At 68.7% G+C, this 12,157-nt stretch carries 10 protein-coding genes; 6 read left to right on the forward strand and 4 right to left on the reverse strand.

The window, feature by feature from the left end; genetic code table 11:
- Positions 1-223: 223 nt before the first annotated feature.
- Positions 224-1,231, forward strand: coding sequence for a sodium:calcium antiporter (locus ABD301_RS27490; protein ID WP_344313305.1), 1,008 nt, complete (start codon positions 224-226; stop codon positions 1,229-1,231).
- A gap of 90 nt (positions 1,232-1,321) precedes the next feature.
- Entirely contained in the window at positions 1,322-3,379 is a 2,058-nt protein-coding gene (locus ABD301_RS27495) for an ATP-dependent DNA helicase (RefSeq protein WP_344313306.1), read from the forward strand.
- 15 nt (positions 3,380-3,394) lie between these two features.
- On the opposite strand, the gene ABD301_RS27500 is transcribed toward ABD301_RS27495, so the two are convergent.
- Complete coding sequence (locus tag ABD301_RS27500) at positions 3,395-4,624, reverse strand: AI-2E family transporter (protein ID WP_344313307.1); 1,230 nt, start codon at positions 4,622-4,624, stop codon at positions 3,395-3,397.
- 95 nt (positions 4,625-4,719) lie between these two features.
- Between ABD301_RS27500 and ABD301_RS27505 the strand changes: the two genes are divergently transcribed.
- Positions 4,720-5,061, forward strand: a complete 342-nt coding sequence (locus ABD301_RS27505; RefSeq protein ID WP_279581918.1) for a GroES family chaperonin — start codon at positions 4,720-4,722, stop codon at positions 5,059-5,061.
- Between the two features lie 387 nt (positions 5,062-5,448).
- Here ABD301_RS27505 and ABD301_RS27510 read toward each other — a convergent pair whose 3' ends face one another.
- The 3 genes from ABD301_RS27510 to ligD (ABD301_RS27520) form a co-directional block, all read right to left on the reverse strand.
- A complete protein-coding gene (locus tag ABD301_RS27510) occupies positions 5,449-7,254 on the reverse strand; it encodes a PrsW family intramembrane metalloprotease (protein ID WP_344313308.1) in 1,806 nt (601 codons plus the stop codon).
- Positions 7,255-7,342: 88 nt separating this feature from the next.
- Entirely contained in the window at positions 7,343-8,248 is a 906-nt protein-coding gene (ligD, locus tag ABD301_RS27515) for a non-homologous end-joining DNA ligase (RefSeq protein ID WP_344313309.1), read from the reverse strand.
- Positions 8,241-9,161: a non-homologous end-joining DNA ligase gene (gene ligD / locus ABD301_RS27520; RefSeq protein ID WP_163571509.1), complete on the reverse strand. Its 921-nt coding sequence runs from the start codon at positions 9,159-9,161 to the stop codon at positions 8,241-8,243. Before ligD (ABD301_RS27520) ends, ligD (ABD301_RS27515) begins: the two co-directional genes overlap by 8 nt.
- Before the next feature lie 148 nt (positions 9,162-9,309).
- On the opposite strand from ligD (ABD301_RS27520), the gene ku reads away from it, so the two are divergent.
- From ku to ABD301_RS27535, 3 genes are all read left to right on the forward strand, one after another.
- Complete coding sequence (ku, locus tag ABD301_RS27525; protein ID WP_344313310.1) at positions 9,310-10,218, forward strand: non-homologous end joining protein Ku; 909 nt, start codon at positions 9,310-9,312, stop codon at positions 10,216-10,218.
- 104 nt (positions 10,219-10,322) lie between these two features.
- The gene (locus ABD301_RS27530) at positions 10,323-11,177 is read left to right on the forward strand and encodes a serine hydrolase (protein WP_344313311.1); all 855 of its coding nucleotides are present in this window, start codon (positions 10,323-10,325) and stop codon (positions 11,175-11,177) included.
- Between the two features lie 14 nt (positions 11,178-11,191).
- The gene (locus tag ABD301_RS27535) at positions 11,192-11,935 is read left to right on the forward strand and encodes a C40 family peptidase (protein ID WP_344313313.1); all 744 of its coding nucleotides are present in this window, start codon (positions 11,192-11,194) and stop codon (positions 11,933-11,935) included.
- The last annotated feature ends 222 nt before the right edge of the window (positions 11,936-12,157 follow it).

Here is a 12,157-nt window from a genome sequence, read left to right on the forward strand (position 1 = left end):
CATGCTCGTCTTCGCATCCAGGCGCTATAGTTGACAGCCGAAGGGGAGTAGTCCCCCGTCGGTCGTCGACATGATCCGGACCCCGCGGTCCGGCGGTGGCCGGGCCCCGTGATCGGGGTGGACGAGACCTTCGACCACAGGTGAAGTGCATCGCCTGGTCGGTCGAGGTCTCGATGTCGCGGACCTTGGGCGCGGCCGCCGCGATGCGGGGAGGACACCCTGCGTGTTGCATCTCGTCGCGCTCGCCGCCTGCGCGGTGGCGGTCTATCTGGCGTGCGAATGGTTCGTCAACGCAGTCGAATGGCTCGGCCCGCGGCTGCGACTGGGCCCGCTGGCAGTCGGCACCGTACTAGCCGCTTTCGGTACGGCCCTGCCAGAAAGCGCGGTCACGTTCGTGGCCGCGGTGCTGGGCGGATCACCCGCCCAGAAGGACATCGGCGTCGGAGCCGCGATGGGCGGCCCACTGGCGCTCGCGACGGTCGCCTACGCGGTCACCGGGTGGATGCTTTTCACCAAGCCGCGCAATGCCAGCCAAGTCGATGCCGGCCACATCGACACCGTCAAGCTGGCCCGGGACCAGACCTGGTTTCTCGTTATCTTCGTGGTAAAAGTCGTCCTCGGACTGGTGACTTTCGCTTTCAAGCCGTGGCTCGGCATCGCGATGTTCGCCGCTTATGCGGTCTATTTCATTTCCGAGATCCGTTCCTCACGCGACGACAAGAGCGTCGTACAAGAGGACCCCTCGCCCCTGCTGCTGCAGCGTCGGCGCGCCCGACCGGCCACGTGGGCGATCCTCGTACAAGCCATCGGTACGCTCGTGATCATCCTGGTCGCGTCACAGTTTTTCGTACGCCAGCTGGAATCCGCCGCCACCCTGCTGGGCCTGCCAGCCGCGGTCACCGCGCTGCTGCTGTCCCCGGTCGCCACCGAACTGCCGGAGATCATGAACGCGATCATCTGGGTACGGGCCGGGAAATCGCAGCTCGCGCTGGCGAACATCTCGGGCGCGATGATGATCCAGGCGACCGTCCCGAGCGGCATCGGCCTGCTCTTCACCCCTTGGCGACTGGACGCGCCGCTGCTGGTGTCAGGACTGATGACGATGGCCGCGATTGGCTATCTGTTGGTGGTGCTGCGGCGCGGCCGCCTCTCTCCAGCCACCCTGTCCGTCGCTGGCGTCTTCTACCTCGCCTTCGCCGCGCTGCTCATCCCCGCGTTGGCGGCTTCCTGAGCGACTCAGAGAACGGACAAAATGGCGAATGAGGGTCACCAGTGGATAACTGTCGAGGACCGTCGGGCGGCAGCGGTAGCGTCTGTTGTCGTGTCCAAGGCCGCTGAGTCCCAGTCCACCCCGCTCCGAGCCGACGTTCCCGATCCGGATGTCGCCCGGGTGCTCGATGCCGCCGTCTCGGCGGTGCCGGGCGGGGTCGCCCGGCCGGGGCAGCAACGGATGGCCGCGGCGATCGCGACGGCCATCGAATCGGGCGAGCACCTGCTGATCCAGGCCGGCACCGGGACCGGGAAGTCGCTCGGATACCTCGCGCCGGCGCTGGCCTCCCACCGGCGGACGGTCGTGTCGACGGCGACCTTGGCATTGCAGGCCCAACTGGTCAGCGAGGACCTGCCCAGGCTCGCCGACGCGGTCGCGCCAGTGCTCGGCCGGCGCCCCAGCTACGCGGTGCTGAAGGGCCGGCATCATTACCTGTGCCTTGCCCGGCTGGAGGCGTCCCGGGTCGAAGAGCAACAGGAACAGGACGGGCTGTTCGACGACGGCCCGAAGTGGGTGGCCGCGGCGGGCCGGCTGGCGGCGCAGATCACTCGGGTACGGGACTGGGCCGACCAGACCGAGACCGGTGACCGGTCGGAGCTGGATCCAGGCGTGGACGACATGGTCTGGCGGACCGTCTCCACCCCGGCCCGGGAGTGCGTCGGCGCGATGCGCTGCCCGTTCGGCGCCGAATGCCACGCCGAGGCGGCCCGCCAGCGGGCCCGCGACTCGGACATCGTGGTCACCAACCACGCGCTGCTGGCGGTGGACATGGCGATGACCTTCGACGGCGAGCGGCGCATCCTGCCCGAGCACGAGCTGCTGATCATTGACGAGGCGCACGATTTGACCGACCGGGTCACCTCCGCGGCGCAAGCCGAGTTCTCCGCGGACGCGCTGGCCCGGGCCGCCAAGCGGGCTGGCCACTACTTTGGGTCCCGCGAGGTGGAGCGGCTGGACGACGCCGCCGAGGCGCTGCGTACGTCTCTGGACGCCCATCTGCCCGGCCGGATGCCAGCGGTCCCCGAGGGCGTCAGAGCGGCCGTGCTGCTCGCCGAGGAAGCCTGCCAGTCCGGGCTCCGCGGCATTGGCAAGGTCGGCGCCGATGACGCCGACCTGGCCGGCAAGCACCAGGCCAAAGCGAGCCTGCAAGTGCTGGTGGAGACCGCCCAGCGGCTGCTGCTGGAGTCCGATCAGGACGTGATCTGGCTGTCGACCGACGACCGCGGCAAGCGGTCCCTGGTGGTGGCTCCGCTGAGCGTGGCCGGACTGCTCGGCCGCGAGCTGTTCCGGGACCGGGTGGTGGTGGCCACCTCGGCCACCCTCGCGCTGGGCGGCCAGTTCGAGACGGTCGGCCGGTCGCTTGGGCTGCCCCGACAGCAGGACGCGCCAGCCGCGCCAACCAAGGACGACAACGAGGACGGGCCGCCGCGCTGGCACGGCGAGGACGTTGGTTCCCCGTTCGACTACCCACGGCAGGGCATCCTCTACGTCGCCGCGCACCTGCCGCGGCCCGGCATGTCCGGGCTGTCCGACGGCGCGGCCGAAGAGCTGGTGAAGCTGGTCCAAGCCGCCGGCGGTCGTACGCTCGGGCTGTTCTCGTCCCGCAAGGCGGCCGCGGCCGCCGCCGAGATCCTGTCCGACCGGACCGATCTGCCGATCCTGCTGCAGGGCGAGGATTCATTGCCGTTGCTGGTCCGCAAGTTCAAGGAGGACCCGGCCACCTGCCTGCTCGGCGTGATGTCGCTCTGGCAGGGCGTCGACGTGCCCGGCCCGGCCTGCCAGCTGGTGGTCATCGACCGGCTGCCCTTCCCGCGCCCGGACGACCCGCTCACGTCCGCCCGAGCGGCCGCGGTGGACTCCGCCGGCGGCTCCGGCTTCTCGGCTGTGTCGGTGCCGATCGCGGCGATCCGGCTCGCCCAGGGCGCCGGCCGGCTGGTGCGTACGAGCGACGACCGCGGCGTGGTCGCCGTGCTGGACCCGCGGCTCGCGACCCAGCGTTACGGGACGTATTTGCGCCGCTCGGTCCCACCGTTTTGGTATACGACGAAACAGGAGACCGTGCTCGCCGCCCTCCAGCGGCTGAGCGTCGACGCGGCCGCCTCCTCCTGACGTAAGGGGGACGGGCTACGCGGCGCTCTCGCCGATCGCGAGGTCTTTGGTGCCTGGCGGCGGCTGGGCTTTACGCGCCTTCCTGGACGCCAGGCTTCGTACGGCCGTGTTGGCCACCGCGAGCAGCGGCACCGCGACCAGGGCACCGATGATGCCGGAGATCACCAGGCCGGCGGCGATCGCCAGGATGACCGCGAGCGGATGCAGTGAGACCGCCCGGCCGAGCAGGAACGGCTGCAGGATGTGGCTTTCCAGCTGTTGCACGCCGACCAGGATCGCCAGCACGATGAGCGCCGCGATCGGGCCCTTCGCGACCAGTGCGACGACCACGGCGACCGAACCAGAGATGAAGGCGCCGACCACCGGCACGAACGCGCCAATGAAGATCACCGCGGCCAGCGGCAGGGCCAACGGCACGCCAAGAATGCCGACACCAACACCGATAAAGAACGCGTCGACGAAGGCCACCAGAACAGTCGCTCTTACGTACGCGTGCAAGGTCTTCCAGGACTGCACACCGGCTTCGCGGACCGGCTCGATCGCCTTGCGAGGCAGCAAGTGAGTCAGGAATCGCCAGATGTCGGCGCCGTCGCGGAGCAGGAAGAAGGTCGTGAACAGCACGATGAACAGGCCGCTGACCAGCTCGGTGACCGTCGTGGTGGCGGTCAGCGCGCCGCTGGCGATGGTGGCCTGGTTCTCGGTGAGGGTCTTGCCGATGTTGTTCACGACCGCGTTGATCTGCGACTGCGACATGTTCAGCGGCGGGCTGACCAGCCAGTGCTTGGCCTCGCTGATGCCGGTAGTCACGTTTTCGGTGAGGCCTGGAAGGCCATTCAGGAAGGCCTGCACCACCCCGTAGATCACCGCCGAGACTCCAGCCACCCCACCGACCATGACCACGGCGGTAGCCAGCGACTTGGGCAGGCCGTGCCGGCGGAGCCAGGCCACCGGGCCGTGCAACAACGCGGCCAGCAACAGCGAGATCGCGAACGGGATGACAACGACCGACAGGATGCCGATCAACTGGAGCAGCACGAAGATGGCCGCTCCGATGACCAGCAGCCGCCAAGACCAGGCCCCGGCGATCCGTACGCCCAACGGCAGCTCGAGCTCAGCAGGCGGCGCCGTGTCGGTGATCTCGTGGTCGATGGTCTCCGGCGACGCGGAGACCGAGTGCTCGGCCGGGTCCGCGGCCGGCGCCGGCCGCGGGTTGCTGCGCCGCAAACGCTCCCACCAGTTCGGCACCGTTGCCCACCATCCCCTTCGTTGGATCCCCACCGTATCGGGTGACGATCCCCGCCGGCCGTAGGTGCCGGTCAGGCAGGCTAACGTGTGCAGCCGTGGACGCTGGGAGTACGGACATCGACGGAGCGCTTCCGATCCGGCTGCTGCACGACCGGGTGCTGGTACGCCGCGACGGCGGCGAAGGCGAGCGCCGTTCGACGGCCGGCATCGTGATCCCGGCGACCGCCTCGGTCGGCCGCCGGCTCTCGTGGGCGACCGCGGTCGCGGTCGGCCCGGCCGTACGGAACATCGAAGACGGCGACCGGGTGCTCTTCGACCCGGACGAGCGCGCCGAGGTTGAGCTGCACGGCAAGGAGTTCGTGCTGCTCCGCGAGCGCGACGTGCACGCCGTCGCGGCCAGCCGGGTCGAACCCGGGTCTACCGGCCTCTACCTGTAGAAACTCCCCTTCCCAGCGAACCGCTGCCGGGTGGTTCGGTGCCCTGTGGACCAGCCAGCCGTGGGGGATGGCCTACGGCTTTACCCAGGGTGCGGCGTGAAACTGTCGTACCCACCCCGAAAAATCGCCCCCACCCAGTGACGGGTGGGGGGCGGGTTCGAGGACCAATGTTCAACTAAAAATAGGACGTCTACCTCTTACCCACCCCCCGCCCAAACAAGGGAGGGGGCTAAGGAAAGCACGCGGCTCAGACAGAACGCGCTGGGCTCGCCAGGTTGTCAGACCCAGGTGAGACGCTGGAAGAGGCACCTCTGGGCCGCGCCGAGGGCGGAGAATGCGGCGCGGCTGGGCAATGGATCAGCTTGCCCGGGAGACCTGGGCAAGTGCTCAGGTGGGCGGGTGCTGCCAGGTCTGGGTTTCGCCGCCCGGGGCGTTGGGATCCGGCTTTTGCAGCGAGGCCGGCTGGCCCTGCGGGGCGGAGTCGGCAGGGCGACTCTCGCCGGGGCGGCTGTCGGCGGGCCGGCCATAAGACTGGGCCGCCCAGGACTGGGTAGCCGAGGACTGAGTCGCCGAGGACTGGGTCGCCGAAGGCGGGCCATAGCCGGACTGGCCGTGGCCTGTCGGGTCTGCGGGCGGGCCGGAAGGCTGACCATAAGGCGACGGGCCGGAAGACGGCGGGCCGGAAGGCTGGCCGTACGACTGCGCCCCATACGACGGCGGAGCAGAAGCCTGACCGTAAGAAGGCGGGCCGGAGGACTGCCCATAAGGAGGCTGCCCATACGCGGCCGGAGCGGCCTGGGTCGGGTAGGACGCGGCCTGCTGTGCGAACGACGGCGGTTGGCCGTAGCCGGGGGCCGAACCGCCGGGCACCGGGCCGTCCGGCGAGTGCGGGCTGAAGAACAGGCGCTGCTGGCCGAGCGCGGACAGCAGTTCCTGCTCGGTCTGGGTGAACGTCGGGCCGACCTGACCGTGGTTCGCGCCGTCCCGCAGGATGGCGAGCCGGGAAGCGGCGAACTGGTATTCCTTCATCGCGGTCAGCCCGGGCGGGCCGGCGACCTGCTTGGCCCACTTGCGCGCCTGGCTGCGACCGCGCAGCGACGACAGCCACTCGACCTCGGGCTGGCCGATCCAGCCCGCCGCCGCGTATTGCGGCAGCCCGCGCTTGACCACCCGGAACTGCGACTGCCGGACGTAGATCGCGACCCCGACACCGATCGCGAAGAGCGGGAACAGCGCGACGATGAACGAACCGTTCGCGACGATCGCGGCGCCCAACCCGCCGTTGTCGCCGAACATCTGGGCGACCCAGGACGGCAGGAATGACGCCACCAGGTTGAAGGTGCCGTGCAGCAGCATCGCGACCAGCCAGCCGCAGATCGGCGCCAGCACCCGGATCGCCATGTGGTGGTTGCTCCGGGCCGCCACGCCCAGCCCGACGCCGGTCGCCGAGGTGAACAGCGGATGCCCGAACGGGGTGCCGATGCCACGGATGATGAAGGTGAAGACCAGCAGCGTGACCGCGGCCGCGGTCATCCCGTTCGAGGCCTGCAGGCCGGTCGTGTACGAGCGGGCCAAATACGCGATGTTCTCGGTGAACGCGAAGCCGGCGCCGACGAACAGCGCGTACGTGATGCCGTCGACCGGGCCAGTGAAATATCGCCCGTTCCGGCCGAACCGGCTGAACAGGAAGATCGCCAGCAAGGCGAGGCCTTTGCAGGTCTCCTCGACCGGCGGGGCGACCAACACGGCGGTCAGGATGTCGCCGTTGTCCTTGCCGGCCACCTGAGTGATCGCGAGACCGGTGATGGTGTTGGTGAGCGCGGCGAACAGGGTCGCCACCGCGGCACCCCAGCAGAGCGCGAAAATCCGGGCGCCCCACGGCTGCGGCTGCGACCACGAGAGCCAGACGGCGGTCATCACGATCACCGGCACCGGCAGGATCGAGAGCATGATGCCCAGGATCACGCCGACGATGTCCGAGCCGAGGCCGGTGATCAGGATCGACAGGCCGCCGCAGACCAGGAAGACCAGGCTCGCGACGATCCAGAAGACGATCTTCCAGACGTTCGTCTGGCGCATCGGGCGGTAGACCGGCTGATACGGCGCCGGCATGGGATAGGCCTGGGCCGGCGCGGTCGGCACCGGGCCGACCGGGCCGTACCCGCCGGGCGCGGCGCTGTACGGGTAGCTCATGTCGGGAGAGTAACGCGTGTGCGCATCGTGGTGATCGAACGTCTGTGCGTCATTCTTAAACCCCCGTGAGACCGCTGGACGCCCGATGTTACGCGGGTACGCGGGGGCCCGCGTTGGTTAAGTCGGCAAGCAGATCGCCATACTCCTCGACCCGATCGAGCACCTCCACCGGCTCGAACATGACCGGCTCGGCCGCTTCGACCTCGTCCCAGGTGAGCGGGGTGGACACCGTCGGACGCTCGCGGCCACGCAGCGAGTAAGCGGCGACCGTCGTTTTGGCGGCGTTGTTCTGGCTCCAGTCGATGAAAATCTTGCCGCGTCTTAATGCTTTGGTCATCTGGGAGAGAATTTTTCTCGGGTGTTTCTCAGCCAACTCGTCGGCGATCGCGTGCGCGTACGCCGAAACGACCGACGAGTCCTGCTTCGCCGAGACCGGCGCGTAGAGCTGCATACCCTTGTTGCCGGAAGTCTTCGGGTACGTCGTGAGGCCGTCCTGCGCCATCCGGTCGCGTACCAGCACGGCGACCTCCATGCAGTCCGCGAGGCCGGCGCCGTCGCCCGGATCCAGGTCGACCACCAGCAGGTCGGGATGCTTGGCCGCGCCCCGCGGCCCGACCTTCCACTGCGGGACGTGCAGTTCCAGTGCGGCGAGGTTCGCCGACCACACCAGCCCGGCCAGGTCGGCCAGCACGACGAAGTCGATCGTCTCCCGGTCCATCGTGCTGCCAGGCACCGGCAGGTTGACCGTACGAATCCAGGACGGCGTCCCGCGCGGCATGTTCTTCTCGAAGAACGGCTGCTTGGCGACCCCGTCCGGCCAGCGCTTTCGAGTGACCGGACGGCCGGCCAGGTGCGGCAGCATGACCGGCGCGATCCGGCTGTAGTAGTCGATCACCTCGCCCTTGGTGGTCCGGCTCTTCGGATAGAGCACCTTGTCCAAATTGGACAGCCGGAGCTTGCGGCCCTCGATCTCGACCGTCACGGTGTCACTCAACGCTTACCTCGCTAGGCGTCTTGTCGTACCGAATGCCGCGCAGCCGCGGATGCCACAGGACTCCGGAAGTCGTCCAGTTCGCGTACGCGACCTCGACCACCACCTCCGGCGCGCACCAGACGAGCGTGCGCGCGTCCCGGCGCGGCGGCGACTCATGGAACGGACTGGCGTCGGTCACCAACGGCGTCAGCAACGCGGTGAGCTTGTCCAGGGTGGCACCGGCGACGCCGCTGCCGACCCGGCCGACATACCGCAGCTGCCCGTTTTCCGGGATTCCCAACAACAACGACCCGATCTGGCCGGTACGGGTCTTCTCCCCCGACGCCCAGCCGCCGACCACACATTCCTGCGTACGCAGCGACTTGACCTTGATCCAGTCCCGGCTGCGCGCCGCCGGCACGTACGGCGACCGCAGCCGCTTGGCCAGTACGCCTTCCAGCCCGAGCTCCCGGCTGGCCGCGAGCGTCGCCGCACCGTCGTCGAAGGCCGGCGCGGTGATCCAGCGCGGGCCGTTCAGGTCCAGCTGCTCAAGGGTCTCCCGGCGGTCGGCGTACGGCAGCGGGGTCAGGTCGAGGCGGTCAAGCCGGAGCAGGTCGAAAATCACCAGCGTGACCGGGGTGAGCTCGACCAGCCGGGCCACTCGGCGCGGGTCGTCGACGTTCATCCTGTCCTGCAGCGCCGGAAAGGACGGCCGGCCCTTGTCGAAGGCGACAATCTCGCCGTCCAGGGTGCCTTCCGGGAACATCTCGGCCAGCCCGGCGAGCTCCGGATAAATGGCGGTCACGTCCTTGTCGGATCGGCTGTGCAGCCGCAACCGGCCGCCGGCGGCGCTGGCGATGGCCCGGATTCCGTCCCACTTGACCTCGTACGCCCATTCCGGACCCACCGGAAGATCGCCTGGACTCGCAAGCATGGGACGCACAGTGTCATCCTGCCTTGAGAGCGGGTTGAGCTGCGAGTTCACGGTAGGACTTTGATCACCGATGAGTTTGCGGGATTGAGCTGGTCTGAGAGATTGGAAGCCGTACCCCGACCGGGAACGCAGTGAGGAGCTGGGACATATGCCACGGGCCATCTGGAAAGGTGCCGTCTCGTTTGGCCTGGTGAGCATCCCGGTCAAGCTGTACGGCGCGACCGAGGAAAAGGACGTGCGGTTTCATCAGGTGCACGCCAAGGACGGCGGCCGGGTCCGTTACAAGCGGGTCTGCCAGATCGACGGTGAGGAGGTCAGCTACTCCGACATCGCGAAGGGTTATGAGCTGGAGACCGGCGAGACGGTCATCCTGACCGACGCCGACCTCGCCGAGCTGCCGATGTCGAGCAGCCGCGAGATCGAGGTGCTGGAGTTCGTACCGGCCGACCAGCTGGACCCGATCCGGTTCGCCAAGACGTACTACCTGGAGCCCGAAGGCACCGCGGTCAAGCCGTATGTGCTGCTCAGGGAGGCGCTGGAGTCGACAGAGCGGATGGCCTTGGTGAAGGTCGCGCTGCGTCAGCGGGAGGCGATGGCGTCGCTGCGCGTACGCGACGGGGTCATCGTGCTGCAGACGATGCTGTGGCCGGACGAGATCCGTACGCCCGAATTCGGCTTCCTCGACTCCGACGTGGAGCTGCGGCCGCAGGAGAAGCAGATGGCTGCGTCGCTGGTCGAGTCGATGGCCGCGGACTACGACCCGGACGAGTATCAGGACTCGTACCGCGAGGCCGTCCTGGAGCTGATCGACGCCAAGACCGAGGGCGTCGTGGTCGAGAAGACCGAGGACGACCAGGAGGGCGGCGGCGAGGTCGTCGACCTGATGACCGCACTGAAGGCCAGCGTCGACCGGGCCCGCTCGCGGCGCTCGGAGTCGGATTCGGATTCGGCGAAACCGGCGGCGAAGAAAACGGCCGCCAAGAAGGCCGCACCAGCTGCCAAGAAAGCCGCTCCCGCGAAGAAGACAGCCGCTCCGCGCAAACGTAAGAGCGCCTGACGGAACGGGTCGCATCGTACGCTCAGAGATCGTTTTCTTCCGAGTTTTGGCGACAGCGGAAAGTTGCCGACAAGGTGGTTTGAGCTGCTCTAGGCTCCGGGCTTATGGCCTCCACACCACCGGCATTACCACCGGACCTTCTCACTGACCTGCTCACCGCCGCCGACTACCGGGTGGGGGTCGCCTGGCTGAAGCTGGACGGCACCCCGATCCTGGTCCACGACCAGGACGAGCAGTTCTACGCCGCGAGCACCATGAAGGTGTCGGTGATGGTGGCCGTCTACCGAGCCGTGGAGGCGGGCCGGCTGGCGTTGTCCGACAAGGTGGCGCTGACCGACCAGTTCCGGTCGGTGGACGGCGGCACGTACGAGCTGGACCCGGACGACATCGACGAGGACAGCGCCTACGCCGCCGGCACCGCGACCGTCGAACACCTGCTGGAGCAGATGATCACCATCTCCAGCAACGAGGCCACCAACCTGCTGATCGCCACCCTCGGTGGCGGCGACCCGAAGGCCGGCGTGGCGCAGGCGGCGCAGGCGCAGCGGCTGCTGTCGGCCACCAGGAGTCAACTGCAGCGTCCGATTGGGGACATGAGCGCGAACGCCGCCGGCCGTACGAACCTGGTCACCGCGTACGACCTCGCGGCCGGTTTGGGACGCCTCGCGAGTGGTCAGGTGGCTGGTCCGCAGGCCACTGAGGCGATGATCGACACCCTTGCCCGCCAGCAGAAAGGCGAGGGCATCGGGGCCGGACTGCCGGCCGGCACCCGGTGGGGCGGCAAGAACGGCTGGGTCGGTGCGATCCGGCACGACAGCGCGGTGGTGTGGCCACACGACAGCCCGCCTTACACCCTTGCCGTCTGCACTGGGGACTTCGAGGCCGACGACGATGCCATTACGTTGATACGTACCGTGTCATCGCGGGTTTACTCGGCCCGGCAGGCACTCGACTCTTAGTTAGGGAGGCGCCCGTGAGCAGCGTCAGTATCGGCCCGGCGACCGTGGCGGTCGCGCTGACGACGCTGTGGCGGGCCCCCGAGGCAGTCCGGCCGATCGACGCGCCGGCGGTGGACGACAAGCCGGACGTGACCGGCTGGGTGGCCGCGATGGACCACGACGCGCGGCTCGACCTGCTGCAGCGAGTGGACAGCCAGGCCGAGGCCGGCGAGCCCGTACTGGTCCAGGAGCTGTCCGGCGCGTGGGCCCGGGTGGTGCTGCCCTGGCAGCCCTCTCGCCGCGACCCGGACGGCTACCCGGGCTGGATCCCACTCGCCCACCTGCGCCCGGCCGAGCCGGCCGACGACGAGCTGCCGTCGCCGCGTACGACCGGGGACGACGTGCTCGCCACCGGGCAGGAACTGTTGGGCACCGAGTACGTGTGGGGCGGCCTCAGCGGCACCGGCATCGACTGTTCCGGGTTCGCCCACCTGAGCCATCGCAAGCACGGCCTGGTGATCCCGCGGGACGCCTCCGACCAGGCGCGGGCCGGCCAGCCGGTGCCACTGGACGCGCTGCAACCCGGCGACCTGATTTTCTTCGCTTTCGACAATGGCGCCGGCGCGGTGCACCATGTCGGCTTCTACGCCGGCGAGGTGAATGGGACGCCGACGATGCTGCACGCACCTCGTACCGGCCGCCGGGTCGAATACTTCGACCTCTCCGACCCGTCGTACGCCACTGAGCTCTGCGCCGCCCGCCGCTACCTCCCCGCCTAACTCTCCGTAGTAGGCCCTTTGTCCGCATCGACGCGATGCGTGCGCTGGACGCACGTATCGCGTCGATGCGGACGTCTGGGCTGGGCGGGCGGCGACTGAGAGTGAATGCCAGGGCTTCCAGTGCCGGGCGGCGCGTACGAACAGTGATCGCGAGAGCGCCGAAGTTAGGCGGGCCTTGTGGAGTTATGTGCGCTACATCGCGCCAATGTTAAGCGGTATCAC

It is taken from the genome of Fodinicola feengrottensis, from assembly GCF_039530045.1.
Taxonomy (GTDB): domain Bacteria; phylum Actinomycetota; class Actinomycetes; order Mycobacteriales; family HKI-0501; genus Fodinicola; species Fodinicola feengrottensis.

What these genes read in the sequence shown, in the direction of transcription:
- ABD301_RS27510 (WP_344313308.1), bottom strand. Translation starts at nt 7,254, where the DNA reads ATGAGCTACCCGTACAGCGCCGCGCCCGGCGGGTACGGCCCGGTCGGC.
- ligD (WP_163571509.1), bottom strand. Translation starts at nt 9,161, where the DNA reads ATGCTTGCGAGTCCAGGCGATCTTCCGGTGGGTCCGGAATGGGCGTAC.
- ku (WP_344313310.1), top strand. Translation starts at nt 9,310, where the DNA reads ATGCCACGGGCCATCTGGAAAGGTGCCGTCTCGTTTGGCCTGGTGAGC.
- ABD301_RS27530 (WP_344313311.1), top strand. Translation starts at nt 10,323, where the DNA reads ATGGCCTCCACACCACCGGCATTACCACCGGACCTTCTCACTGACCTG.